The organism is Amycolatopsis sp. cmx-4-83, assembly GCF_046548815.1.
Classification (GTDB): Bacteria; Actinomycetota; Actinomycetes; order Mycobacteriales; family Pseudonocardiaceae; genus Amycolatopsis; species Amycolatopsis pretoriensis_A.
On sequence record NZ_JAEBEF010000001.1, the window covers coordinates 709,882 to 735,298 of the forward strand.

The window sequence follows — 25,417 nt, forward strand, 5'->3', positions numbered from 1 at the left end:
TTTCACGTGAAAGTGATGCGGAAGACCAGCCTCCGGATCACTTTCACGTGAAAGTGCGCGTTCAGGGTCAGGCGTGGGTGATGAGGTCTCGGAGCAGGGAGCCCATCTTCGTGGCCGCCGCGCGGCCCGCTTCCAGGACTTCCTGGTGGTTCAGCGGTTCGCCGGTCATGCCCGCGGCCAGGTTCGTCACCAGCGACAGCCCGAAGACCTCGACGCCGGCCGCGCGGGCGGCGATGGCTTCCAGGACCGTCGACATGCCGACCAGGTCCGCGCCCAGCGTGCGCAGCATCCGGATCTCCGCCGGCGTCTCGAAGTGCGGCCCGGTCAGGCCCGCGTAGACGCCTTCTTCGAGCGACGGGTCGATCTCACGCGCGATCTTCCGCAGCCGCGCCGAATACAGGTCCGTCAGGTCGACGAAGTTCGCGCCGACGATCGGCGAGCGCGCCGTCAGGTTCAGGTGGTCGGCGATCAGCACCGGCTGCCCGACCTGGAACCCTTCGCGCAGGCCGCCCGCCGCGTTCGTCAGCAGCACCGTCCGGACGCCGGCCGCCGCGGCGGTGCGCACGTTGTGCACCACCGGGTCGATGCCCTTGCCCTCGTAGAAGTGCGTCCGCCCCAGCATGACCAGGACGTTCTTGTCACCGATCTTCAGCGAGCGGATGGTTCCGCCGTGCCCCACCGCGCCGGGCGTGGTGAAGCCGGGCAGTTCGGCGAACGGGATCTCCGTCTCGTGCTCCCCGATGACGTCCGCCGCCGGGCGCCAGCCCGATCCCAGGACCACCGCGATGTCGTGCGCGTCGACGCCGGTGCGCTGGGCGATGGCGCTCGCGGCCTCTTGTTCAGTCATGCCGCGAGCGTAACCGGACGCTCCTCGCCAGCAGGAACACGACCAGCCCGAACGGCGACAGGAAGATCGCCACCGCCAGGACCGGGCTGACGAGCCACGGCGAAAGCCCCACCGCGCGCCCCTCGAAGTACATCCACCGCGCGATGAACAGGTCGAACGCGATGAGGTGCGCCCAGACCAGCCCGGCACCCCACGGCGTGGCCAGCAGCGCCTGCAGCACGCCGAGGTCGGGGGAGAGCATCGCCCGCCCCCACTCGCCGAAGTGCGGCAGCACGAGCGCGAAGTAACAGGCCAGCGGCAGCAGCGGCACCCACGGCGACGCCATGATCCGGGCCGTCCACCGCCAGTCCGGCGCGAAGATCAGCAGGGCCCAGAACGGCGCGGCCAGCGGGAACGCCAGGTCGAAGAGGATCATCGGACGCGCACCGCGGCCCACGAACCCAGTCCGACCGCCCCGGCCAGCAGCGCGGCCGCACCCAGCGTCGCCGCGTCCGGGTGCACGATCGACTGCGCCCGCAGCGCCTGCCACGTCACCAGCGCGGTCAGCCCCGCGTACCCGGCGGCCCCGATCAGGACGAGCCGTGCGCGGACGACGTCGTCGCGCAGCCGCGGGAAGCGCGAAGCCAGGGCCAGGAGCCCGATGGCCAGCAGCGGCAGCGCCTGCAGCGCGTGCATCCCGACGAAGTGCGGGATCCGCAGGTCGCCGCCCACCGTGCTCCAGCCGAGGACGGGCAGGCCCGGCCCGCCGTCGTCGAGCCCGACGGTGTGCGCGCCGACCATGTCCGGGTGCCCGCCGGTCTGCCACTGCGCGAGCTGCCGCGCGGTCGGGCTCGTCATCAGGACGCCCAGCGAAAGCCCGGCCAGCGACAGCACGGCGCCGGCGCGCACGGCCCAGAAGCTCGCCCGGTCCTCGAGCTTGGTGAACACCACGAGCACGGTCAGCGCCAGCGTGGCGGCCTGCAGCCCGATGATCATCTTGCCCATGACGTTGTACAGCAGTTCGTCCTGCGGGGTCGCGATGTTGAAGTGGCTCGCGCGGCCGCGGGCGGCCTGGAACGTCAGCAGGACGTACTCGGCGGCGAAGATCGCCACCAGGAAGTTCGTCAGCCACCCCGCCGTGCGCCGGAACCGCGGCAGCAGCGAGACGAGCCAGCTCCACGTGGCGAAGTAGAGCGCGCCGGAGACGGCGAACTTGAACGGCTTGGCCCAGATCGGCGCTCCGGCGAGGGTCCGCTGGTCGACGACCAGCGCGGCCACGCACAGCACCGCGATGGCCCCGAGGGTGGCGGCGAAGACCGCGGACGGCCGGTGCCACCCGCGCGTTCTGCTCCGGACGTCGGCAAGGATGGTCATGGTTCCCTCCCAGAATGGATAGTCAAGCTCTCCGTTATGGGAAGTTAAGCTCTCCATGCTGAGAAGTCTTCAGGGTTGCCCCCGAGGGGAACCCTGGGATCGGAGCGGATGCGCATGCGGATGGCCGAACTGAGCGCCGAGTCGGGGGTGCCGGTCGCGACCGTCAAGTACTACCTGCGCGAAGGCCTGCTCCCGCCCGGGGAGCGCACCAGCCCGAACCAGGCGCGGTACTCCCCGGACCACGTCCAGCGCCTGCGGCTGATCAAGGCGCTCACCGACGTCGGCGGCCTCCCGCTGGCCTCCGTCGGCGCCGTGCTGAACGCGATCGAGGACGACCGGACCCCGCACGAAACGATGGGCGTCGTCCAGCTGGAGCTGGCCGGCGAACCGCCGAAGGTGTCCGAGGAGGCCGCGGAGTGGGCGGCGGAGCTGTTGCAGGAGCTCGCCCGGCGGTACGGCTGGAAGTGGCACGGCGCCGAGGACCGTGCGACGGCCAACCTGATCGCCGCGCTGGCCACGGCGAAGGAGCTCGGGCACGAGAAGCTCGCCGATCGCCTCGACGAGTACTTCGCGCTGGCGCTCCGGGTCGCGGAGCTGGACGTCGAGGTGGTGACCGGGCTGACGTCGTTCGACAAGATCATCGAGGCCGGCCTGATCGCGACGGTCCTGGGCGACCGCATCTTCACCGGCCTGCGCCACCTCGCGCAGGAGCACGTCTCCCGCGAGGTGCTGGGCCGCCGGGCGCGCTAGTCCGAGACGGTCAGCGTGGGCGCCACGCGGTCGAAGACGTCCCGCCGGGTCGCGTCCTCCTGCTCGACCGGTGCCGTCACCGACAACGCCCACAGGCTGTCGCCCGCCCGGACCAGGTTCATGAACGTCACCCGCGTGACGCGGCCGTCGTCGCCGTTGCCCGGGAGCAGGCCGCTCTCCAGTGTGCGGTAGGTGAACGTGGTGCCCTTGCCGCCCGCGTCCGGGGACGGCCCGAACAGCTCGAACCCCTCGCCGGAGTACGTCTGCTTCAGCCAGTCGACGTACTCGGCGTCGTCCGGGAACTTGCCGAAGTAGTTCGCCAGCCGCTCGACCCGGATCGAGCGGCGGCCGTCCGGGGAGACGTACTGGACGGCCGTGCTCGCCCCGAACTTCGTGGTGTTGTGGGGCGCGACGAACTTCTGCCAGCCCTGCGGCACGTCGAGGCCGAACTGGCCGCCTTCGCCGGTCGCGTAGCTCGCGTCGCCGGACTGGCGGACCAGGGACGGCGGCGGGACGTCGGTGAGGCCGTTCGACGTGTTCCGCGGCTCGGCCGCCGGCGGCAGCAGCGACTGGCCGCCGACCGTCCTGGCCAGCGCGAACCCGCCGCCGGCCGCGACCAGGAAGAGCAGGATCGCCAGCGCGATGAGCACCGCGGTGGCCCGGGCGCCGCGGCGGGCGGGCCGGATCGGGGCGACGAAGACCGTCGGCGGCGGCTCGGGTGCCGGGGCCGGCGCGGGCGGGCGCAGGAACGGCAGCGGGCCGGGGTCGGTGGCGAGCTCGCTGCTCGAGCCTTCGGCCTTCTTCTCCGCCTTGTCCCCGCCCTTCTCGGGCAGGACGGTCTTGATCACCTGGGTGTCGGTCGCGTCCGGCTGCGCGGACGTCTTCTTGCCGTCCGGGGTGCGGAACAGCTCGGCCCCGAACAGGTCGAGCGGCGTCTTCGACTGCAGCGGGTAGAGCCGGTGGCGGACCTCGCGCAGGGTGATCCGGTCTCCGGGCTCCTTCTTCATCAGCGCGGAGATGACCTCGGCGAGCGGCCCGGCCTTCGGCTTGGGCACCTTGCCGTTGACGACCTTGCCGACGGTCTCCAGCGGGTCGCCGTCGGCGTCGTACGGCGGCGCGCCCTCGACCGCGGCGAACAGCGTCGCGCCGAGGCCCCACAGGTCGGCGGCCGGGATGACGGCGCCGCCGGAAGCGACCTCCGGCGCGATGTAGGCGGGGGAGCCGAGCATGATCCCGGTGCGGGTCATGGTCGCCTCGGAGACGTTGCGGGCGATGCCGAAGTCGGTCAGCTTGATCCGGCCGTCGCTGGCGACCAGGACGTTGCCCGGCTTGACGTCGCGGTGGGTGATCCCGGCGGCGTGCGCGGCCTCCAGCGCGGACGCCACGGCGATGCCGACGGCGGCGGCCTGCTCGACGGTCAGCGGCCCGTGGTCGCGCAGGATGTGCGCCAGGCTGCGCGAGGGCAGCAGCTCCATCACCACGAACGGCTGGTCGTCCTCTCGGGCGACGTCGTGCAGGATGATCACGTTCGGGTGGGACAGCACGGCGATGGCGCGGGCCTCGCGCAGCGTGCGCTCCCGCAGCTCGTCCGCCTGCGACGCCGGGATGCCCGGCGGCACCTTCATCTCCTTGACGGCCACCTGGCGGTGCAGGAACTCGTCGTAGGCCGACCAGACGGTGCCCATCGACCCGGAGCCGAGCACCGAACGCAGCCGGTAGCGACCGGCGACCACTCGTGTCTCTTCGCTGGAGGGGGGCACGGGGCAATTGTGTCGTACCCGCGCCACCGGCCCCTAACCTCCCCGGGCCGCCACCCCTAGCGCGACCAGACTCACAGGGCGAGCGCGGCGAGTGCCTCTACCATCACTGGGTATGACTGAAGTGGCCGGTCCGGAGTCAGTGCCGATCTCCGAACTCGACCTGGCGGCCGAGTTCCCCCAGGCGACGCGCGGGCAGTGGCAGGAGCTCGTGGCGGGTGTCCTGCGCAAGAGCGGCAAGCTGCCGGAGGACTTCGCGGGCGCCCCGGAGAGCAAGCTCGTCACGCGGACCTACGACGGGATCGAGATCCAGCCGCTGTACACCGCGGACGACGTCCCCGGCGAAACCGGCTTCCCCGGCCTGCCGCCCTACGTGCGCGGCGCGCGGCCGGAAGGCCAGGTCAGCACCGGCTGGGACGTCCGCGCCCGGTTCACCGGCGAAGACGGCCGCGCGGTCAACAAGGCGATCCTGGCCGACCTCGAAGGCGGCGTGACGTCGCTCTGGCTGACCGTGCCGCCGGCCGCGCTGGCCGACGCGCTCAACGAGGTCTACCTCGACCTCGCGCCGGTGGTCCTGGACGCGGGCGCCGAGTTCGAAGCCGCCGCCGCGGAACTGCTGGCGCTGTTCGACGAACGCGAGATCCCGGCGAGCGAGGCCACCGCTGTGCTGGGCGCGGACCCGATCGGGCTGGCGGCCCGGTCCGGTGCGCCCGCCGACCTCGGACCGGCCGCCGCGCTCGCCGCGCGTGTCGCCGCGAAGTACCCGAAGGTGCGCACGATCGTCGCCGACGGCCTGCCGTTCCACGAAGCGGGCGGCTCGGACGCGCAGGAACTGGGCGCGCTGGTCGCCGCCGGCGTCTCCTACCTGCGGGCGCTGACCGACGCGGGTCTCGACGCCGAAGCCGCCGCCGGCCAGCTGGAATTCCGGATCGCCGCGACCGCCGACCAGTTCTCCACCATCGCCAAGCTGCGCGCGGCCCGCCGCCTGTGGGCCCGCGTCGCCGAGGTCTGCGGCTTCACCTCGCCGATGCGCCAGCACGCCGTGACGTCGCCGTCGATGCTCACCCGGCGCGACCCGTGGGTGAACATGCTGCGCACGACCGTCGCGTGCTTCGGCGCCGGTGTCGGCGGCGCGGACGCGGTCACCGTGCTGCCGTTCGACGCCGCCATCGGCAAGCCGGACGCGTTCTCCGCGCGGATCGCCCGCAACACCCACGCCGTGCTGCTGGAGGAGTCCAAGCTGGCCGGCGTGGTCGACCCCGCGGGCGGTTCCTGGTACGTCGAGAAGCTCACCGACGACCTCGCGCACGCGGCCTGGGCCGAGTTCACCGCCATCGAAGGCGCGGGCGACCTGGTCGAGGAGCTTTCCTCGGGCGCACTGGCCGCGCGGCTGGCCGAGACGTGGGAGAAGCGGTCCCGGCGGATCGCCACCCGCCGCGACCCGCTCACCGGCGTCAGCGAGTTCCCGAACCTGGCCGAGAAGCCGGTCACCCGGGAGCCGGCCGGGTCCACAGTGGAGGGCGGGCTGCCGCGGCACCGGTACGCCGAAGGCTTCGAAGCCCTCCGCGACGCGTCGGACGCGTACCTCGCTTCGCACGGCGAGCGGCCCAAGATCTTCCTCGCCACCCTCGGCCCGGTCGCCGCGCACACCGCGCGCGCCGGGTTCGCCGCCAACCTGTTCCAGGCCGGCGGGATCGAAGCCGTCAACCCGGGCGCGACCGACGACCTGCCCGGCGCGTTCCGCGCGTCCGGCGCGAAGATCGCCTGCCTCTGCGGCACCGACGACGCCTACGCGGCAAAGGCGGCCGAGGTCGCCGGGTCGCTCGGTGCCGACCACGTACTGCTGGCGGGCAAGGGCTCCTTCGACGGCGTGGACGGCAACGTCTTCGCCGGCTGCGACGCCCTCGACGTCCTCAACGGCCTGCACGCCAAGCTGGGAGTCACCCGATGAGCATCCCGAACTTCGCCGGTCTCGACCTCGGCACGCCGTCGCCCGCCGACCGCGAGGCCTGGGCCGAGGCCGTGCAGGAAGCCACCGGCAAGGGCCCGGACGCGCTCGACTGGGAGACGCCGGAGGGCATCGGCGTCAAGCCGGTCTACACCGCCGCCGACCTGTCCGATGTGGACTTCCTGGGCACCTACCCCGGCATCGCGCCCTTCCTGCGCGGGCCGTACCCGACGATGTACGTCAACCAGCCCTGGACCATCCGCCAGTACGCCGGCTTCTCCACCGCCGAGGAGTCCAACGCCTTCTACCGGCGCAACCTCGCCGCCGGCCAGAAGGGCCTGTCGGTCGCCTTCGACCTGGCCACCCACCGCGGCTACGACTCCGACCACCCGCGCGTCTCCGGCGACGTCGGCATGGCGGGCGTCGCCATCGACTCCATCTACGACATGCGCCAGCTCTTCGACGGCATCCCGCTCGACAAGATGTCGGTGTCGATGACCATGAACGGCGCGGTGCTGCCGGTGCTGGCGCTCTACGTCGTCGCGGCCGAGGAACAGGGGGTGCGGCCGGAGCAGCTCGCGGGGACCATCCAGAACGACATCCTCAAGGAGTTCATGGTCCGCAACACCTACATCTACCCGCCGCAGCCCTCGATGCGGATCATCTCCGACATCTTCTCCTTCACTTCGCAGCACATGCCGAAGTACAACTCGATCTCCATCTCCGGCTACCACATGCAGGAAGCGGGGGCGACGGCCGACCTGGAGCTGGCCTACACCCTCGCCGACGGCGTCGAGTACCTCCGCTCCGGCGTCGACGCCGGGCTCGGCGTGGACAAGTTCGCGCCTCGGCTGTCGTTCTTCTGGGCGATCGGCATGAACTTCTTCATGGAGGTCGCGAAGCTGCGCGCGGCGCGCCTCCTGTGGGCGAAGCTGGTGAAGGGCTTCGACCCGAAGTCGCCGAAGTCGCTTTCGCTGCGGACGCACTCCCAGACGTCGGGCTGGTCGCTGACCGCGCAGGACGTCTACAACAACGTCGTGCGCACCTGCGTCGAGGCGATGGCCGCGACCCAGGGGCACACGCAGTCGCTGCACACGAACGCCCTAGACGAGGCGCTCGCGCTGCCGACGGACTTCTCCGCACGGATCGCCCGCAACACGCAGCTGCTGCTGCAGCAGGAATCCGGCACCACCCGCGTGATCGACCCGTGGGGCGGCAGCGCCTTCGTCGAGAAGCTGACCTACGACCTCGCGCGCAAGGCGTGGGGCCACATCAGCGAGGTCGAGCAGGCCGGCGGCATGGCCAAGGCGATCGACGCGGGCATCCCCAAGCTGCGCATCGAGGAAGCCGCCGCGCGCACCCAGGCGCGCATCGACTCCGGCCGCCAGCCGGTCATCGGCGTGAACAAGTACCAGGTCACCGGAGATGAGGACATCGAAGTCCTCAAGGTCGACAACGCCGGCGTCCGTACCCAGCAGCTGGAGAAGCTGCGGCGGCTGCGCGAAGAGCGTGACCCGCAGGCGACCGAGGACGCGTTGCGGCGGCTCACCGAGGGGGCCGGCAACGGCGGCAACCTGCTGGAGCTGGCGATCGGAGCGGCCCGCGCGAAGGCGACCGTCGGCGAGATCTCCGACGCGCTCGAGAAGCTGTGGGGCCGCCACTCCGGGCAGATCCGGACGATTTCGGGCGTCTACCGCGAAGAGGTGGGTAAGTCGCAGAACGTCGAGCAGGCTCGTGAGCTGGTCGAGAAGTTCGCCGAGGACGAGGGCCGCCGCCCCCGTATCCTGGTCGCGAAGATGGGCCAGGACGGCCACGACCGCGGCCAGAAGGTGATCGCCACCGGCTTCGCCGACATCGGCTTCGACGTCGACGTCGGCCCGCTGTTCTCCACCCCGGCCGAGGTCGCCCGCCAGGCGATCGAGGCGGACGTGCACGTCGTCGGCGTCTCGTCGCTGGCCGCCGGGCACCTCTCGCTGGTGCCGGCGCTGCGCCACGAGCTCGCCGAGCTGGGCCGCGAGGACATCATGGTGGTCGTCGGCGGCGTCATCCCGCCGCAGGACTACCCGGCGCTGCGCGAAGCCGGCGCGGCGGCGATCTTCGGCCCGGGCACGGTGCTCGCGGACGCGGCCATCGACCTGCTCGGCCAGCTGTCGGCGCAGGAGTCCTGACCCTTGCCGCGCAAGATCGACGTCGGCGCCTACGCCAAAGGGGTCCTCGCGGGGGACCGCGGGACGCTGTCGAAGGCCATCACGCTCGTCGAGTCGCAGCGGGAGGACCACCGGGCGCAGGCGCAGGAACTGCTGATCGAGGTGCTGCCCGCGGCCGGCGGGGCCCAGCGCGTCGGCATCACCGGCGTCCCCGGGGTCGGCAAGTCGACGTTCATCGACCAGCTGGGCACCGACCTGACGGCGGCCGGGCACAAGGTGGCCGTGCTCGCCGTCGACCCGTCGTCCACGCGGACCGGCGGGTCGATCCTCGGCGACAAGACCCGGATGGCGCGCCTGGCGGTCGACGAACGGGCGTTCATCCGGCCGTCGCCGACGTCGGGCACGCTCGGCGGCGTCGCGCGGGCGACCCGCGAGACGATCGTGCTGATGGAGGCCGCCGGCTACGACATCGTGCTGGTCGAGACGGTCGGCGTCGGGCAGTCCGAGGTGACCGTGGCGAACATGGTCGACTGCTTCCTGTTCCTGACCCTCGCACGCACCGGTGACCAGCTCCAAGGCATCAAGAAGGGCGTGCTGGAGCTCGCCGACGTCATCGCCGTCAACAAGGCCGACGGCGACCACGAACGGGACGCGAAACGGGCGGCCCGTGAGCTTTCGGGCGCGCTGCGGATGATCTACGGTCCCGACGCGGCGTGGACCCCGCCGGTGCTCACCTGCAGCGGCCTGCACAACCTGCGCCTGGACGAGGTCTGGGGCGCGATCGAGAAGCACCGTGACACGCTTTCGGCGTCCGGCGAGCTGGAAGCGCGCCGCCGGCAGCAGCAGGTCGACTGGACGTGGGCGATGGTGCGCGAACAGTTGCTCAGTCGCCTGGCGGCGCATCCGGACGTGCGAACGGTCGTTCCCGACGTCGAACGGGCGGTGCGCGACGGTGAACTGACGGCTACCCTCGGTGCGCAGCGGATCCTCGACGCGTTCGGTCCACCCCGTGGTGGCTGACGCGCGGGCGTTCCGCGGGCAGAATGCCTGGTCGTGGCGAAGGGATGACATGGCGAAGCTGCGGGGTCTGGTCCTGGTCGGGGTGCTCGGTGCGGTGCTGTTCACCGCGTCGCCCGCGCTGGCCGAGCCGGTGCGTACGGCGGCCGTTTCGGTGACCGTGGTGTCTTCGGCGCACGCGGCGGCGCCGGTGCCGGCGCAGACCCAGCCACCGGGCCCGGTGCTCGACCCGGCCCAGACCGACAAGGCCAACACCGAGAAGACGAAGAACAAGCTGGTCGCCGGCCTGATCGCGGTCGTTCTGCTCGGCATCGTCGTCTGGGGACGGCGGATCCGTTCGAAGAAGGCGAAGAAGTCCTGAAGCGTTCGGCGTAACCGAACTACTGCACGCCGTTCAACGCAGATCCGCTACCGGCCATCTAGGACGGCCGTTTTCGAGGCGCGGCTTGCCGCCTGCATGGTGCACGATCGTCTGCAAATGCGTACAACAGATCGATCGGCACGAAGCGTGACCCCAGCCGCTGCGCGGGTTACCCGTGTTGCGGGAGGAGGTGCGGCGTGACGGTGTTGGACTCACGACCGGACGTTCCAGGCGACCCCCATGGGCGCATGATGACCCCTATGGAGGGGCCCGAGGCGCTCATTTCCGAAGCCGGCGTAAGCATGGCTCCCGTGGAGGACCTTGGTGCGGGGCGTGGCCCGTTCTGGCTCGACGACTGGCTGCGCGCCAACGCGACCGACCTGCTCGCGTGGCGACGGCACATCCACGCGCACCCCGAGCTGTCGCGGCACGAGTTCGCGACCACCGAGCTGGTCGTCACGCTGCTGCGCACGGTCGGGCTCAAGCCGTGGGTGCTGCCGGGCGGCACCGGCGTCGTCTGCGACATCGGCAGCGGCGAGAAGTGCGTGGCGCTGCGGGCCGACATGGACGCGCTGCCGCTCACCGAGGCGACCGGGCTGCCCTACGCGTCGACGACCGAGGGCGCGGCCCACATGTGCGGCCACGACGCCCACACGGCGATCCTGCTCGGCGCGGCCCGCGCCCTGGCCGGCGCGCCGGAGCTGCCCGGCCGCGTGCGGCTGATCTTCCAGCACGCCGAGGAGGTCATGCCCGGCGGCGCGCTGGACATGATCGCGGCCGGCGCGCTGGACGGCGTCGAGCGGATCTACGGCCTGCACGTCGACCCGCGGCTCGAAGTGGGTTCGGTGGGCATGCGCGTGGGCGCGCTGACGTCCGCGGCCGACCTGATCGAGCTGCGCCTGACCTCGCCGGGCGGCCACACGTCCCGGCCGCACCTGACGGCCGACCTGGTCCACGCGCTCGGCACGGTGATCACGTCGCTGCCCGCGGTGCTCTCGCGCCGCGTCGACCCGCGGTCGGGCACCGTCCTGGTGTGGGGCGCGGTCCACGCGGGACAGGCGGCCAACGCGGTGCCGCAGGACGGCGTCCTGCGCGGCACGCTGCGCACCGCCGACCACGAGGTCTGGACTTCGCTGGAGCCGCTGGTGGCGTCCTCTGTGGAGTCCCTGTTGGCGCCGACCGGCGTCGGCTTCTCGCTGGACTACCGCCGCGGGGTCCCGCCGGTGGTCTCGGACCCGGACTCGACCGCGCTGATGCGCGCGGGCGTCGAAGCGGCCCTCGGCGAGGGCGCGGTGGCCGGCACCGAGCAGTCCTCCGGCGGGGAAGACTTCGGCTGGTACCTGGAGCACGTCCAGGGCGCGTTCGCCCGCCTGGGTGTCTGGCCCGGCCCGCCGGAACCGCAGTCGGACATCCACCGCCCGACGTTCGTCCTCGACGAGCGGGCCCTCCTCTGCGGGGTCCGCACCCTGGTCCACACCGCTTTGACGGCTCTCGCCTGAGCGGAGTTGTCCACAGTTTCACCCAGTTGTCCACAGGCCGTGAACCGGCCCTTCCCTCGATCGGGGGAAGGGCCGTTTTGCGCGCCCGCGGACCGGCGGGCAGACTGGTCGGCGGCCCGCCGCGCGGGCCATCGCGGCCTGGTGTTTTCCTTGTACCGCAAGGACATTCACGTTTGGCCGGAGCGAGGCCGAAGCCGTCGAGCACACGCTCGCCGGCCCGCGTGACGGGGTGCCCGCGAAGGTCCGCGCGGGCTCGTGGTAGCGCTCAGGCCACCGAGTTGTCCACAGGGTGTGGAGTCAGCCGGTGATGCCCGAACAAGGGCGGGTGCGCAGGTCGTCGACGTAGTCCACGGGCGCTCCGGCCGCCTCCGCGGCGTCGGCGAGCACGCCGAGGTACCGGGCCGAGGGCAGCCCGCCTTCGTAGGCGTCCAGGACGTACAGCCACGCCAGGACCGACCCGTCCATGGTCTGGACCCGGAGCCGGATCTTCGAGTGGATGCCGAGCTCGCCGCCTTCCCAGCGGTCGAGCCCGTCCTCGTCCAGCGGCGTCACGTCGTAGAGGACGACGAAGACCCGGGCTCCCGGGTCTTCGACGATGGTGGCCAGGGCACCTTCCCAGCCGAAGTCCTCGCCGCCGAAGGTCAGGCGCCACCCCTCCAGCCAGCCGGTGCCGGCCATCGGAGAGTGCGGCGCGCGCTCCAGCATCTGGGCGGGCTCCATGTTCGATCCGTACGCGGCATACAACGGCACGCCGACAGCGTAGCGACCCATCGCCGACCCGAGTGGACGCACTCGCCGTGTTCGCCCACTTCAGTGTCCGGACACCTCCGCCGCGTACGGTGAGAGCACCGCACGCGAGCACATCGAGGAGGACCCAGGTGACCAGGATCGTGATCATGGGCGGGGGCCCGGCCGGCTACGAAGCCGCGCTGGTCGCAGCCCAGCACGGGGCCGACGTCACGATCGTCGAGCGGGACGGCCTGGGTGGCGCGTGCGTCCTCTACGACTGCGTCCCTTCGAAGACGTTCATCGCGAGCTCGGGCGCGCTGGCGAAGATGCACGACCTCAGCGAGCTCGGCATCAACACCGACCTCGCCGACACCAGCATCGACCTCCCGACCGTGCACGGCCGCGTGAAGGGCCTCGCCCTCGCCCAGTCCGCCGACATCCGCGCCCGCGTCCAGCGCGAAGGCGTCCGCGTCCTCATCGGCGAAGCCCGCTTCTGCGACGAAGAGCCCGGCCTCGCCACCCACAAGGTCTCGGTGACCACGGCCGAGGGCACCGAGAAGCTGCCCGCCGACGTCGTCCTGATCGCGACCGGCGCCACCCCGCGCGTGCTCCCGGGCGCGGTGCCGGACGGCGAGCGCATCCTCGACTGGCGCCAGCTCTACGAGCTCCAGGAGCTGCCGGAGCACCTCGCCGTGATCGGCTCGGGCGTCACCGGCGCCGAGTTCGCGTCCGCCTACACCGAGATGGGCGTCAAGGTCACCGTCGTGTCCAGCCGCGACCGCGTCCTCCCGCACGAGGACGCCGACGCCGCCGCGGTGCTCGAAGAGGTCTTCTCCCAGCGCGGCACGACCGTGGCGAAGCAGGCGCGCGCCGACCGCGTCGAGCGCACGGACAAGGGCGTCGAGATCCACCTCGCCGACGGCCGCGTGATCGAAGCCAGCCACGCGCTGATGACGGTCGGGTCCATCCCGAACACCGCCGACCTCGGCCTCGACAAGGTCGGCATCGCACCCGGCCCCGGCGGGTTCATCACCGTCGACCGCGTTTCGCGCACCTCCGTGCCCGGGATCTACGCCGCCGGCGACTGCACCGGCGTGCTCATGCTGGCCTCGGTGGCGAGCATGCAGGGCCGCATCGCGATGTGGCACGCGCTGGGCGAAGGCGTCGCGCCGATCAAGCTCAAGACCGTCGCCGCCAACGTGTTCACCCACCCGGAGATCGCCACCGTCGGCATCAGCCAGCAGGCGATCGACTCCGGCGAGGTGCCCGCGCGCACCATCATGCTGCCCCTGGCCACCAACGCGCGCGCGAAGATGGAGGGCCTCCGCCGGGGCTTCGTGAAGCTGTTCTGCCGCCCCGCCACCGGCGTGGTCGTCGGTGGTGTCGTCGTGGCACCGCAGGCGAGCGAGCTCATCCTCCCCATCGCGCTCGCCGTCCAGAACCAGCTCACCGTGGACCACCTGGCACTGACGTTTTCGGTGTACCCGTCGCTGTCGGGCTCGATCACCGAGGCCGGGCGCCAGCTCATGCGCCACGACGACCTCGACTGAAATCCGTAGGCAACCCGTCGCGCCCTGTCGCGTCTTGTCGGTTGTGAGGCTGAAGGACGCGAAGGGTGCGATGGTGCGCAAGACGGTGGTTTTCGTTGCGGCAGTGGTGATCGGGGCGACGGCGGCGGCGCCCGCGACAGCGCAGAGCAGCGGTCCCGTGGCGGCGCCCGCGCCCGCCGGCAGCGTCCAGCTCAACGTCAACACCGCGATCAACCAGTCGCTCGTGGACAAGTACGTCCGCGACGCGCCGAACGTCGCGCTGGCCAAGTGCGAAGGTGCTTCGCCGAAGTTCTCTTCGCCGGCGCTGGACTTCGCCAACTACACCCCGGGCCCGTTCATGGGCGCGGACGCCAACATCAGCGCGGACGCCACGCTCAAGCCCGGCACGGGCGCGGGCACGTACCCGCTGACCGTCACGTGCGGCGGCCAGACCTACACCACGAACTTCACGGTGCCGGCCGCCCAGGTGGCGAAGGTGCCGTCCGGTGCCGCGAAAGCGGGCGACGGCAGCATGGCCGGCTGATTCTTCTTTTCCGAAACCGCCCGGGAGCCCCGCTCCCGGGCGGTTTTTTCATGTCGCTTTTGTGACCTTGGTGCGCAACCGATCGCAGGTGGGGACGTCTTGGGGGGTGTGAGCGAGCGGGAGCCGCCACCATTCCACAGGGGAGAAAAGAATGCAGAAGACTGCCGTTGTCGCGGGTTTCGCCGCCGCATTCCTCGTCGTCGCGCCGGGCGCCGCGCTGGCGACGACGCCGACCGCCACGCCGTCCCCGTCGGCCGCGCCGACGGCCACGGTGCCGGTGGACCCGGACGGCCCGTTCTCCCGGATCACCCGGCTGCTGACCGTGTCCCCGGCCCAGGCGCAGCCGGGCGCGCGGGTGAAGCTGGACTTCGCCTGCCAGACGCGTGAGCCCGCCGAGAAGGTCACCGTGCGGTCGGCGGCGCTCGTCTTCGGCAAGGGCGGGTGGGCCACCGGCACCGTCAAGGACGTCAAGCCCGGCAAGTACGCCGTCACGCTGCACTGCGGCCCGGAGACGTCGTCCGCGACGCTGGCGGTCCTGCCGGTGAAGAAGCAGGTCGTCAAGGTGCCCACGGGCGCGCCGCAGACCGGCGGCACCGACGGCCCAGGTGGCTCCGGCACCCCGCTCGCGGCGGCGGCCGCCATGGGCGCGCTGGCGCTCGGCGGCAGCGGTCTCGTGCTCGCCCGGCGCGCGCGGCGGCGCTGACCGCCCGGCGTACCGTCGGGACTCAACCGAAGAGACCACCCGGACGTGTGAACGGCAGGCGAGGGAACCACGGGGGAGAAGATGACGACGAGGAGCACGGGCAGACGGGGCTACTTGATCGCCCTCGTCCTCGCGTTGCTGGCCGCGCTGGTGGTCGTGGCGCTGGTGTTCGGCGGCGGGTCCGAACCGCCGTCGGCCCAGCCGCCGCCCCCGCGGCCGGTCGCCGTCCAGCCCGAACCCGCGGCCGCGGACGCCGTCTCGTCGTTGCCCAGGTCCGACCCGGTCTCGATCGACATCCCGAAGCTCGGCGCGCATTCGTCGCTGGTTCCGCTCGGGCTCAACGCCGACAACACGATCGAGGTACCGCCGGTGACCACGCCGCTGCAGGCCGGCTGGTACACCTACGCGCCGACGCCGGGGGAGGCCGGCCCGGCCGTCGTGCTGGGGCACGTCGACGGCAACCACCAGAAGGGCATCTTCTTCCGGCTCAAGGAGCTGGCGGCGGGCGACCGCGTGGCGATCGCCCGCAAGGACGGCACCACGGCGACGTTCGAGGTGACGAAGGTGCACCAGGTGCCGAAGAAGGACTTCGAGGGCGAGGGCGTCTACGACGACACCCCCGGCCCGGAGCTGCGCCTGATCACCTGCGGCGGCGTCTTCGACCGGAACGCGCGCAACTACGTCGACAACATCGTCGTCTACGCCAAGCTCGTCGGGCACTGAGTCCTTCGGCCCTGGTTTTGTCGGTGGTGGGTGCCAGACTGTGTCGGCCGTCACTCAGGCGGCGTTCACGAGGGTCGGGAGTCGACATGGTGTTCCGGGACGAGCGGTGGCCGGACGGCACGCCCAGTTGGGTGGACCTGATGGTGCCGGACCAGGCGAAAGCGGTGGCGTTCTACAGCGCGCTGTTCGGTTGGGACGTGCGGACGGGCGGTGAGGAGACCGGCTTCTACGGCATGGCTGAGCTGCGCGGGCGTCCGGTCGCGGGCATCGGGCAGACGCCGCCGGGCCAGGAGATGCCGGCGGTGTGGACGACGTACCTGTCGGTGTCCGATGTGGACAAGACGGTCACGGCGATCACCGAGGCCGGCGGCCAGGTCCTGATGCCGGTCATGGAGGTCATGAAGGAGGGCCGCATGGCGGTGGCGGCCGACCCGGCGGGCGCGGTCTTCGGCCTCTGGGAGGCGGGCAACCACATCGGCACCCAGGTCACGGCGGCCCCGGGCACGCTGGCCTGGAACGAGTGCATGAGCCGCGACTATCCGGCGGCGAAGGCGTTCTACGAGCAGGTCTTCGGGTTCGGTTTCCAGGACCTGTCGAACGACGACTTCACGTACGCGGTCCTGCTCCTCGACGGCCGCCCGGTCGGTGGGCTGGGTGCGTTGCCCGCGTCGGTCCCGGCTTCGGTGCCGTCGAACTGGTCGACGTACTTCTCGGTGGCGGACGCCGACGCGAGCGCGGCGAAGGTCGCGGAGCTGGGCGGCCAGGTCCAGGGCAAGCCGTTCGACTCCCCGTACGGCCGGCAGGTCCAGGTGACCGACGACCAGGGGGTGCCGTTCCTGGTGATCGCACCGAACGAGCAGTCGGGCAAGCCGGAGGGCTGGGAGGAGTGAGCGACTCGCACTGAGGCGGCGGCCTGGCAGCACCGGCCGGCGGTCCGGTCAGTCGGCGAGGCAGCTGGCGCGCGATTGCGCCTCAGGTGGTTGCGGCGGCCGGCTCGGCTGCGGCTGGTCGGCGAGGCCGCTTGGCGTGCAGTTGCGCCTGAGGTGGTTGCGGCGGTCGTGCTGCGGCTGCGGCCGGTCGGCAAGCCGGCTTGGCCCGCGGCTGTGCCACTCGGCTGCGGGCAGCTCTGCCCCGCGCGCCCGGCGGGCGACAGCCGAGCCACCCCCGCCGGGCCGTGGCACCAGCAGGCCGGAGGCGCCCGGCGGCGCCCCCGGCCCAGCGAGGGTCAGTCCTCGTCGGACACCCAGTCGAAGGTCTTCGTCACCGCCTTCTTCCAGTTGCGGTACTCGCGGTCGCGGCGGGCGTCGTCCATCGCCGGGTCCCATTGCTTGTCCTGGGCCCAGTTGGTGCGGATGTCGTCTTCGGACTTCCAGAACCCGACCGCCAGCCCGGCGGCGTACGCGGCGCCCAGTGCGGTCGTCTCGTTGACCACCGGGCGGATCACCGGGACGCCGAGGATGTCGGCCTGGAACTGCATGAGCAGCTCGTTGACGACCATGCCGCCGTCCACCTTGAGCGACTTCAGGGGCACGCCCGAGTCGGCGTTCATCGCGTCGATGACCTCGCGGGACTGGAAGGCCGTCGCCTCCAGGACCGCGCGGGCCAGGTGGCCCTTGTTGACGAAGCGGGTGAGGCCGACGATCGCGCCGCGGGCGTCCGAACGCCAGTACGGGGCGAACAGGCCCGAGAACGCCGGGACGAAGTACGCGCCGCCGTTGTCCTCGACGCTGCGGGCGTGCTCTTCGATCTCGGCCGCCGTCGAGAGCATGCCGAGGTTGTCGCGCAGCCACTGCACCAGCGACCCGGTCACCGCGATGGAGCCTTCCAGCGCGTAGATCGTGTCGTTCGAGCCGATCTTGTAGCAGACCGTGGTGAGCAGCCCGTTCTGCGACATCACCTTTTCGGTGCCGGTGTTGAGCAGCATGAAGTTGCCGGTGCCGTAGGTGTTCTTGGCTTCACCGGGCGAAAGGCAGGCCTGGCCGAACGTCGCGGCCTGCTGGTCGCCCAGGATGCCCGCGATCGGGACGCCCGCGAGCGCGCCCTTCTCGCGGACCTTGCCGTACTCCTCGGACGAGGAACGGATCTCCGGCAGCATCGAAAGGGGGATGCCCATCTCGCCGGCGATCTCGGGGTCCCACTGCAGGGTGTCGAGGTCCATCAGCATGGTGCGCGACGCGTTCGTCGGGTCGGTGACGTGCACGCCGCCGTCCGCGCCGCCGGTCATGTTCCACAGCACCCAGGTGTCCATGTTGCCGAAGATCAGGTCACCGGCTTCGGCCTTCTCGCGCGCGCCGTCGACGTTGTCGAGGATCCACTTGATCTTCGGCCCCGAGAAGTACGTCGCGAGCGGGAGGCCGACCTTGGCGCGGTAGCGCTCCTGGCCGCCGCCGAGGTTGCCGAGCTCGGTGACGATCCGGTCGGTGCGGGTGTCCTGCCAGACGATCGCGTTGTACACCGGCTTGCCGGTCGTCTTGTCCCAGACCAGCGCGGTCTCGCGCTGGTTGGTGATGCCGACGGCGACGATGTCCTTCGCGGTCAGGTCGGCCTTGGCCAGCGCGCCCGCGGCGACCCGGCGGGTGTTCTCCCAGATTTCCTCGGCGTTGTGCTCGACCCAGCCGGCCTTCGGGAAGATCTGCTCGTGCTCGCGCTGGTCCACCGACACGACGCGGCCTTCGTGGTTGAAGATCATGCACCGGGTCGACGTCGTGCCCTGGTCGATCGCGGCTACGTACGAAGTCATGTGTGCTCCAGGAATTCGTTGGGGTGGGCGATCAGGTCAGGTTGTGCACGCCGAGGTAGAGCAGCGCGGCCAGCGCACCACCGACCAGCGGGCCGACGACCGGGATCCAGGAGTAGCCCCAGTTGGCGTTGGCCTTGTTCTTGATCGGGAGCAGGAAGGCGTACGCGATGCGCGGGCCGAGGTCGCGGGCCGGGTTGATGGCGTAGCCCGTCGGCCCGCCGAGCGAGGTGCCGATCACGAGGACGACGAACGAGACGCCCGCGTAGCCGAGCGCGGAGTTGCCGAAGTTCGGCGTGCCGCCGTCGCCGGCGGCGAAGACCGGGCTGAGCAGGATCCACGCGACCAGCACGAAGGTGCCGATGATCTCGGTGACGAGGTTCCACGCCGTGTTCGGGATCTGCGGTGCGGTGGAGAAGATGCCGAGCGTGTTCTCGGGCTCGGGGTGGTCGTCGAACTGCAGCTTGTAGGCGGCCCAGCAGAGCACGGCGCCGACGATCGCGCCGACCATCTGGCCGAGGAAGTAGAGCGGGACGTCGGCCCACGGGGTCTTGCCCGAGATGGCCAGGCCCAGCGTCACCGCCGGGTTGAGGTGCGCCCCGCTGGGGGCGGCGATGCTGGCGCCGGTGAAGACGGCGAACGCCCAGCCGAAGTTGATGAAGAGGAACCCTGCGTTGTGACCGTTGTTCTTACGGAGGACGTGGTTCGCGACCACACCGTTGCCGAGCAGGATCAGCGCGGCCGTTCCCAGTAGTTCCCAGACGATTATTGCCCCAGCACTCACCGCTGCACCTCCACACTGGACACTCTGCGCAGGGTCGATCACGGCGTGCCACGGCACCGTTGCCGACCCACGTCGAGGGGACGTTACCGGGGCGTGGAAGCGGATTCCAAGCACCGGCCAGCGCAATCTTTTCAAGATCGTGGCGGGTTACGCCACACGTGTCGTCCGTGGACAGGCGGATGATCACCGGGTCGTGCGATGCTGGAAGCCTCGCCGGCACGAGGAGGAATGTCACGTGGCGCAGCACGCAGCGGAGACCAACCCGGCTCGACTGGGCCCGGTCAAGCGGGAAGAGACGTGGCAGCGCCTCGGCAAGGAGACGTTCGACCTCGTCGTGATCGGCGGCGGTGTCGTCGGCGCGGGCACGGCGCTGGACGCCGCCACGCGCGGGCTCCGGGTCGCGCTGGTAGAAGCGCGGGACCTCGCTTCCGGGACGTCGAGCCGCTCGAGCAAGCTCTTCCACGGCGGCCTGCGCTACCTGGAACAGCTCGAGTTCGGCCTGGTCCGGGAAGCGCTGCGCGAGCGTGAGCTGATGCTGACGACGATCGCGCCCCACCTGGTGAAACCGGTCAGCTTCCTCTACCCGCTGACCCACCGCGTGTGGGAGCGCCCATACACCGCGGCCGGCCTGCTGATGTACGACACGATGGGCGGCGCGCGCAGCGTCCCCGGCCAGAAGCACCTGACCCGCGCGGGTGCGCTGCGGATGGTGCCCGCGCTCAAACGATCCGCCCTGATCGGGGGAATCCGCTACTACGACGCCCAATCGGACGACGCCCGCCACACCATGACGGTGGCCAGGACGGCAGCGCACTACGGCGCGGTCGTGCGGACGTCGACGCAGGTCGTCGGATTCCTGCGCGAGGCGGACCGGGTGTCCGGCGTGCGCGTGCGCGACGTCGAAGACGGCCGCGAGACCGAGATCTCGGCGGCCGCGGTGATCAACTGCACCGGCGTCTGGACCGACGAGCTGCAGCGCCTTTCCGGCGGTCGCGGGCGGTTCCGCGTGCGCGCCAGCAAGGGCGTGCACATCGTCGTCCCGCGCGACCGGATCGTGTCGGAGTCGGGGATGATCCTGCGCACCGAGAAGTCGGTGCTGTTCGTGATCCCGTGGCGCAACCACTGGATCGTCGGCACGACGGACACCGACTGGAACCTCGACCTCGCCCACCCGGCGGCGACGAAGCACGACATCGACTACCTCCTCGAGCACGTCAACAGCGTGCTGGCGACGCCGCTGACGCACGACGACATCGAAGGCGTCTACGCGGGCCTGCGCCCGTTGCTGGCGGGGGAGAGCGAAGAGACGTCGAAGCTTTCGCGCGAGCACGCGGTGGCGCGGGTGGCACCGGGCCTGGTGGCGATCGCGGGCGGCAAGTACACGACGTACCGGGTGATGGCGGCGGACGCGGTCGACGCAGCCGCGGTGGACCTGCCGGGCCGCTCGCAGCCGTCGATCACGGACAAGGTTCCCCTGCTGGGCGCGGACGGCTACCACGCGCTGGTCAACCAGGCCGACCACGTGGCCGCCGAGCACGGCCTGCACCCCTACCGCGTGCGGCACCTGCTCGACCGCTACGGCTCGCTGGTCAACGAGGTGCTGGCCGCGGCGAACGGGCGCCCGGAACTGCTGAAGCCGATCGAGCACGCGCCGGACTACCTGGGCGTCGAGGTCGTGTACGCGGCTTCGCACGAAGGGGCGCTGCACCTGGAAGACGTCCTGGCCCGCCGCACGCGCATCTCGATCGAGTACGCCCACCGCGGGGTCGACTGCGCGGAGCAGGTGGCGTCGCTGGTCGGCGAGGTCCTCGGCTGGTCGCCCGAAGCCGTGCAGCGCGAGATCGAGGTCTACACCGCGCGGGTCGAGGCGGAGCGGGAGTCGCAGTCCCAGCCGAGCGACGAAGCGGCGGACGCCCTGCGGTCGGCGGCCCCGGAAGCGCGGGCGGGCATCGTGGAGCCGGTGAGCTGAGCCCCGTGGGGCCCGTGCGAGCAGGGCGTTCGTCCACTGCTCGCACGGACCGCACGGCGGCCGGCGGCCTCCCGGCCACCCGGGCGCGATCCGCCGGTCAACGGGCTTTCCTGGACCCGGCTCGGGAGCGAGCCGGGCTTCCCCGCAGAGAAATCCGTGAACGGCGCTGCTCGGTGTGGCGTTTTGGAGACCTTTCGAGGGTCCCACGCACGGAACCGATGTACAAGCCAGGCAGGCGGTCAGGCGGTCCGGTGCCAGCGGATCAGGCGTTCGCCGGTCGGCGCGCGCTCGTCCTCCGGGCCCAGCAGCGTGAACCCGCACCGCTCGGCGACGACCGCCGAAGCCGCGTTGCTCTCCTCGTACCGGTAGCTCACCTCGGTCAGGCCCAGCCCGCCGAACCCGAACCGCAGGGCCGCGCTCAACGCCGTCGTGGCGATCCCCTTGCCCCGCTCCGCCGGGTGGACCCAGATGGTCGCCTCCGCGTACGCCGCGTCCAGGTTCAGCTCGCGCAGGCCCACCTCGCCGAGCAGGCGCCCGGACGTCGGCTCGGCGATCGCCCACGAACACCGCTCGTCGCCCGCCCACTGGGCCGCGCGCAGCGCCACGTACTCGGTGGCTTCGGCCAGGGTGCGCAGGCGGTAGTTCAGCACGTACTTGCGGTGCGTCGGGTCGGCGAACGCCTCCATCAGCAGCGCGCGGTCGTCCAGGTGCCGGTCGGCGCGCAGCTGGCGCAGGTAGTAGGTGCCCGCGTTGATCTCCACCGGTTCCACTCCGCCCAGCCTAGCCAGGCCGGGAGCAGGCCGCTCCCGGCCCGGCGGTCAGGGCCCGGTCACGGGGTCAGGTGCCAGACCACCGGCACCCCGCCGTCGCTCTCCGAGCCGTTCGTCGCGAAGCCCGCCAAGGACCCGTCGTCCGCGGCGAGACTCGCTTGGAACTGCGTGTACGTGCCCGGGCGCTGGACCGCGCCCGCGACCGTGCCGCGCCATGCCGTCGCGTTGCCGGGCCACGACGCGTTCGACGGGTTCGGGAGCAGCCCCGCCGTCAGGCCGACCTGGTTGACGCTGATCGCCGACGCGCCGCCCTCCAGCCCCACCGTCGAGTCGGGGGTGGACCAGCGGGCCGCCTGCTCGGCACCGCCCCAGAAGCGCTGGCCGACGACCACGCCGTTGCGGATCGCCAAGCCCTGCGCCGACACCGCCGGGCTCGGCGACAGCCGCCGGATCACGCCGTTCTTCCACAGCGTCGACCCCGGGCCCGAGTCGAACAGGATAGTGCCGTCGTCGTCGAGGTCGCGGGCGTAGTACGTGTCGTTGCCCGAGGGGATCACCGTCGGGGCGCCGCCGCCCGCCGGCCACAGCAGCGTCGCGAAGTAGGGGCCGGTGCGGACGGCCCGGGCGAGGACGTCGCCGCGGGCGTTGATCGCCACGCCGTACGGGTGCTCCCAGCCCGCTGGGTTCTCCTTGAGGTGGAACCCGGTCGGGTCCAGGACGAACACGCTGCTGTTCTGGGTCTCGTCGTCGTGGGCGGTGCCCACCACGACACCGGACGCGTTTTCGTCGACCGCGTCCGCGCGCTCGTACCCGCTCGGCAGCCCGCGCACCACCGGCTGCCCGTTCCGCCAGCTCACCACCTGCTGGACGCCGTTCACCGCGAACGTGCCGGTGTACTCGCCTTTCCCGTTCGACCCGGTCAGGAACCCGTTGCCGCCGCCGGCCGGCAGCGGCAGCACGGTGGGCCGCCACGGGAGGCGGATCCCCAGCGCGCCGGCGGGCTGCGCCAGCGTCACCGCCGCGAGCACGGCGACGGCGGGCGCGAGCGCGCGCGCCCAGGACTTGCTTCTCATCGGATCTCCGTTTCCCCCCGACCTGCACCGGATACATCGGTGCAGGTCGGGGGGCCGTTGCCCGGCAAACGGAGCAATCTTGATCAAGAACCGGAAGAATCTCCCGAACCGGTCACGGGGTCAGGTGCCAGACCACCGGCACGCCGTACGAGGCCTCCGGGCTGTTCGCCGCGTAGCCCGCCAAGGAGCCGTCGTCCGCGGCGACCTCGGCCTCGAACGTGGAGTAGCCGCTGGGCGCGCGGACCTCGCCCGGGGTGGTCGTGCGCCACGCGATCGCGTTGCCGACGATGACCGGCCCCGACGGGTTCGGCACCAGCCCGGCCGTCAGACCCGCCTTGTTGACGCTGAGCGCGCGCCCGCCGCCCGGCAGTGCGGCCCACGAGCTCGTCGCGGAGGACCAGCGCACTGCCTGCTCGACGCCGCCCCGGATCGCCGTCCCGACCACGACGCCGCCCCGGATCGCGTAGCCCCACGCCTGCAGGGACGGCGCCGGCGAGAGGTGCCGGAGGACGCCGTCCTTCCACAGCGCCGAGCTGTTGCCGGAGTCGAACAGGATCGTGCCGTCCTCGTCGAGGTCGCGCGCGTAGTACGTGTCCGGCGTTCGCGGGATGAGCACCGGTGCGCTGCCGTCGGCGCGCCACAGCACCGTGGCCTCGCCGCCGCCGCTGCCGAACTGCGTGGCCCGGCCGAGCAGGTCGCCGCGGGCGTTGATCGCGACGCCGTAGACGTAGTCGTAGCCCGCCGGGACGTCCCGCATGTGGAACCCGGACGCGTCCAGCGTGAACGCCCGGCTGACGAAGGTGTCGTAGTCGTGCACCGTGCCGGCCACCACCCCGGACGGGTTTTCGTCTTCGGCGAGCGCCGCCTCGTACCCGCTCGGCACGCCCCGCACCACCGGCTGCCCGTTCCGCCAGCTGACGACCGTCTGCACGCCGTTCACGTCGAACGTGCCGGTGTATTCGCCCTTCCCGTCCGATCCGGCCAGCCTGCCGCTGCCCGCGCCGGACGGCAGCGGCAGGACCGTCGGCCGCCACGCGATGCGGATCGCGGCGTCCGCGGGCTGCGCCAGCACCGCCACGGAAAGCGCGGCGACGACGGGCGCCAAGACCCGCCCCCAGAACTTGCTCTTCATCGTCTCTCCCTTGTCCCCGACCTGCACTCCCACCACGTCTGGGGCGGGGATTCGGTTGCCGGGAAAAGGGAAGGTCAGCGCGGGCGGCGGACCCGTGCGAGCGCCGCCACCACGAGCGGCAGCGCGACCGAGATGATCAGCAGCCTGCCGCGCGAAAGGATCAGCACCGCGATCGCCAGCACGATGGCGATCGGCACCGCGCTGCGCGTCAGGAACTGCGACAGCGCGGTTTCCCCGGCGGGTGCCGCCACCGGTGCGGAAGCCCCGTTCAGCAACGCGCTCGGCCGCGGTGACGGCAGGTCGTCGAACAGCGGGACCAGTTCGCTGACGCGCTTGGCCGCGGTGACCTTCGCGGTGCGGGAGCCGTACTCGTCGATGTCGAGGCGGCCGCTGCGGACGTGCTCTTCGAGGACGTCGAGGGCGTCCTGGCGTTCGGCGTCGCTCAAGCGCATGTCGCCCACGACGGGATCAGCGGCCCAGCTCGCGCCGGTAGGAGTCGCGCAGTTCGCGGCGGCGCTCCCGGTCGCGCAGATGGCGGTCGTGGCGGCGGCGCTGGTGCTCGTCGTGGTTCCAGCCGTGGCCCCACATCGCCTTGCCGAAGACGCCGACGCCGATCGGGACGAAGATGATCGGCCACGCGAGCGTGCTGGTGGCGATCAGCGCGATCGCGGCGATCAGGGTCAGCGGGAAGATCGCGGCGAGGAACCGCTGCGGTGGTGACCAGCCGTCGGGGGTTCCCGGAGGCCGCGGCGCGGGCGCGGCCGGCTCGGGTGCCGCCACGGCTCGCGGGACGTCGTCGTACCGGGGGTGCGGGGCCGGGAGGTCGCCGAAGACCTCACCGAGCTCGCCGCGCGTCTTGGCCGCGGTGATCCGCGCCGAGCGCTCGCCGTACTCGTCGATGTCGATCCGCCCCGCGCTCATGTGCTCACCGAGCGCGGACAGCGCGGACTCGCGGTTCTGGTCGCTGATCCGCAGCTGCGGAGACGGGACTTCGGTCACGTGGTCGATGGTAGGCCGCCTCGGGGGCGGCCCACCACGACATCTG

General features: G+C 71.7%; 24 protein-coding genes. 12 read left to right on the plus strand and 12 right to left on the minus strand.

Going from position 1 to position 25,417, the window contains the following annotated elements; translation table 11 throughout:
* Positions 1 to 67 precede the first annotated feature (67 nt).
* From ACLJQM_RS03655 to ACLJQM_RS03665, 3 genes are read right to left on the minus strand one after another with little or no spacing between them, the layout of a single operon-like run.
* Complete coding sequence (locus tag ACLJQM_RS03655) at positions 68 to 847, minus strand: purine-nucleoside phosphorylase (RefSeq protein WP_247014725.1); 780 nt, start codon at positions 845 to 847, stop codon at positions 68 to 70.
* Complete coding sequence (locus tag ACLJQM_RS03660; protein ID WP_410630140.1) at positions 840 to 1,262, minus strand: ABA4-like family protein; 423 nt, start codon at positions 1,260 to 1,262, stop codon at positions 840 to 842. The genes ACLJQM_RS03655 and ACLJQM_RS03660 overlap by 8 nt, the downstream gene beginning before the upstream one ends.
* The gene (locus tag ACLJQM_RS03665) at positions 1,259 to 2,200 is read right to left on the minus strand and encodes a hypothetical protein (RefSeq protein ID WP_410630141.1); all 942 of its coding nucleotides are present in this window, start codon (positions 2,198 to 2,200) and stop codon (positions 1,259 to 1,261) included. The genes ACLJQM_RS03660 and ACLJQM_RS03665 overlap by 4 nt, the downstream gene beginning before the upstream one ends.
* Before the next feature lie 108 nt (positions 2,201 to 2,308).
* Between ACLJQM_RS03665 and ACLJQM_RS03670 the strand changes: the two genes are divergently transcribed.
* Entirely contained in the window at positions 2,309 to 2,950 is a 642-nt protein-coding gene (locus ACLJQM_RS03670) for a MerR family transcriptional regulator (protein WP_247014722.1), read from the plus strand.
* Here ACLJQM_RS03670 and ACLJQM_RS03675 read toward each other — a convergent pair.
* Positions 2,947 to 4,683: a serine/threonine-protein kinase gene (locus ACLJQM_RS03675; protein ID WP_410630286.1), complete on the minus strand. Its 1,737-nt coding sequence runs from the start codon at positions 4,681 to 4,683 to the stop codon at positions 2,947 to 2,949. The genes ACLJQM_RS03670 and ACLJQM_RS03675 overlap by 4 nt on opposite strands.
* A gap of 139 nt (positions 4,684 to 4,822) precedes the next feature.
* On the opposite strand from ACLJQM_RS03675, the gene ACLJQM_RS03680 reads away from it, so the two are divergent.
* The 5 genes from ACLJQM_RS03680 (at position 4,823) to ACLJQM_RS03700 (ending at position 11,679) form a co-directional block, all read left to right on the plus strand.
* Positions 4,823 to 6,658 (plus strand): methylmalonyl-CoA mutase family protein, encoded by a 1,836-nt coding sequence (locus ACLJQM_RS03680; RefSeq protein WP_410630142.1) that lies wholly within the window; start codon positions 4,823 to 4,825, stop codon positions 6,656 to 6,658.
* Complete coding sequence (scpA, locus tag ACLJQM_RS03685) at positions 6,655 to 8,823, plus strand: methylmalonyl-CoA mutase (protein WP_410630143.1); 2,169 nt, start codon at positions 6,655 to 6,657, stop codon at positions 8,821 to 8,823. Before ACLJQM_RS03680 ends, scpA begins: the two co-directional genes overlap by 4 nt.
* A 3-nt stretch (positions 8,824 to 8,826) precedes the next feature.
* Complete coding sequence (gene meaB, locus ACLJQM_RS03690; RefSeq protein WP_410630144.1) at positions 8,827 to 9,822, plus strand: methylmalonyl Co-A mutase-associated GTPase MeaB; 996 nt, start codon at positions 8,827 to 8,829, stop codon at positions 9,820 to 9,822.
* Positions 9,823 to 9,871: 49 nt separating this feature from the next.
* On the plus strand, positions 9,872 to 10,180 hold the full coding sequence (locus tag ACLJQM_RS03695; RefSeq protein ID WP_247014718.1) for a hypothetical protein: 309 nt from the start codon (positions 9,872 to 9,874) through the stop codon (positions 10,178 to 10,180).
* A gap of 197 nt (positions 10,181 to 10,377) precedes the next feature.
* Positions 10,378 to 11,679 (plus strand): amidohydrolase, encoded by a 1,302-nt coding sequence (locus ACLJQM_RS03700; protein ID WP_360772713.1) that lies wholly within the window; start codon positions 10,378 to 10,380, stop codon positions 11,677 to 11,679.
* Between the two features lie 297 nt (positions 11,680 to 11,976).
* Here ACLJQM_RS03700 and ACLJQM_RS03705 read toward each other — a convergent pair whose 3' ends face one another.
* Entirely contained in the window at positions 11,977 to 12,429 is a 453-nt protein-coding gene (locus tag ACLJQM_RS03705; protein ID WP_247014715.1) for a gamma-glutamylcyclotransferase, read from the minus strand.
* A gap of 128 nt (positions 12,430 to 12,557) precedes the next feature.
* Here ACLJQM_RS03705 and ACLJQM_RS03710 point away from each other — a divergent pair, with 128 nt between their 5' ends.
* The 5 genes from ACLJQM_RS03710 (at position 12,558) to ACLJQM_RS03730 (ending at position 16,797) form a co-directional block, all read left to right on the plus strand.
* The gene (locus tag ACLJQM_RS03710; protein WP_247014713.1) at positions 12,558 to 13,958 is read left to right on the plus strand and encodes an NAD(P)H-quinone dehydrogenase; all 1,401 of its coding nucleotides are present in this window, start codon (positions 12,558 to 12,560) and stop codon (positions 13,956 to 13,958) included.
* Between the two features lie 73 nt (positions 13,959 to 14,031).
* On the plus strand, positions 14,032 to 14,481 hold the full coding sequence (locus ACLJQM_RS03715) for a hypothetical protein (RefSeq protein WP_410630145.1): 450 nt from the start codon (positions 14,032 to 14,034) through the stop codon (positions 14,479 to 14,481).
* Between the two features lie 151 nt (positions 14,482 to 14,632).
* Complete coding sequence (locus ACLJQM_RS03720; RefSeq protein ID WP_360772707.1) at positions 14,633 to 15,184, plus strand: hypothetical protein; 552 nt, start codon at positions 14,633 to 14,635, stop codon at positions 15,182 to 15,184.
* An 81-nt stretch (positions 15,185 to 15,265) separates the two neighbouring features.
* A complete protein-coding gene (locus ACLJQM_RS03725; RefSeq protein WP_360772704.1) occupies positions 15,266 to 15,907 on the plus strand; it encodes a class F sortase in 642 nt (213 codons plus the stop codon).
* 86 nt (positions 15,908 to 15,993) lie between these two features.
* On the plus strand, positions 15,994 to 16,797 hold the full coding sequence (locus ACLJQM_RS03730; RefSeq protein ID WP_360772701.1) for a VOC family protein: 804 nt from the start codon (positions 15,994 to 15,996) through the stop codon (positions 16,795 to 16,797).
* A 335-nt stretch (positions 16,798 to 17,132) separates the two neighbouring features.
* On the opposite strand, the gene glpK is transcribed toward ACLJQM_RS03730, so the two are convergent.
* Together glpK and ACLJQM_RS03740 are read right to left on the minus strand one after the other, a co-directional pair.
* Positions 17,133 to 18,647 carry a glycerol kinase GlpK gene (gene glpK, locus ACLJQM_RS03735; RefSeq protein ID WP_247014705.1) on the minus strand — a complete coding sequence of 505 codons (1,515 nt, stop codon included), beginning with the start codon at positions 18,645 to 18,647 and terminating at the stop codon, positions 17,133 to 17,135.
* A 31-nt stretch (positions 18,648 to 18,678) separates the two neighbouring features.
* Positions 18,679 to 19,428 carry an MIP/aquaporin family protein gene (locus ACLJQM_RS03740; protein WP_247014703.1) on the minus strand — a complete coding sequence of 250 codons (750 nt, stop codon included), beginning with the start codon at positions 19,426 to 19,428 and terminating at the stop codon, positions 18,679 to 18,681.
* 235 nt (positions 19,429 to 19,663) lie between these two features.
* Between ACLJQM_RS03740 and ACLJQM_RS03745 the strand changes: the two genes are divergently transcribed.
* A complete protein-coding gene (locus tag ACLJQM_RS03745; RefSeq protein WP_247014701.1) occupies positions 19,664 to 21,397 on the plus strand; it encodes a glycerol-3-phosphate dehydrogenase/oxidase in 1,734 nt (577 codons plus the stop codon).
* Positions 21,398 to 21,636: 239 nt separating this feature from the next.
* On the opposite strand, the gene ACLJQM_RS03750 is transcribed toward ACLJQM_RS03745, so the two are convergent.
* The 5 genes from ACLJQM_RS03750 to ACLJQM_RS03770 all read right to left on the minus strand — a co-directional run bounded on the left by ACLJQM_RS03750 (position 21,637) and on the right by ACLJQM_RS03770 (position 25,371).
* Complete coding sequence (locus tag ACLJQM_RS03750; protein ID WP_360772696.1) at positions 21,637 to 22,167, minus strand: GNAT family N-acetyltransferase; 531 nt, start codon at positions 22,165 to 22,167, stop codon at positions 21,637 to 21,639.
* Between the two features lie 59 nt (positions 22,168 to 22,226).
* A complete protein-coding gene (locus tag ACLJQM_RS03755) occupies positions 22,227 to 23,240 on the minus strand; it encodes a hypothetical protein (protein ID WP_410630146.1) in 1,014 nt (337 codons plus the stop codon).
* A 112-nt stretch (positions 23,241 to 23,352) separates the two neighbouring features.
* Positions 23,353 to 24,372, minus strand: coding sequence for a hypothetical protein (locus ACLJQM_RS03760; RefSeq protein ID WP_410630147.1), 1,020 nt, complete (start codon positions 24,370 to 24,372; stop codon positions 23,353 to 23,355).
* 74 nt (positions 24,373 to 24,446) lie between these two features.
* Positions 24,447 to 24,833, minus strand: a complete 387-nt coding sequence (locus ACLJQM_RS03765) for a DUF1707 domain-containing protein (protein ID WP_360772688.1) — start codon at positions 24,831 to 24,833, stop codon at positions 24,447 to 24,449.
* Between the two features lie 7 nt (positions 24,834 to 24,840).
* Positions 24,841 to 25,371: a DUF1707 domain-containing protein gene (locus tag ACLJQM_RS03770; protein ID WP_360772686.1), complete on the minus strand. Its 531-nt coding sequence runs from the start codon at positions 25,369 to 25,371 to the stop codon at positions 24,841 to 24,843.
* Between the last annotated feature and the right edge of the window lie 46 nt (positions 25,372 to 25,417).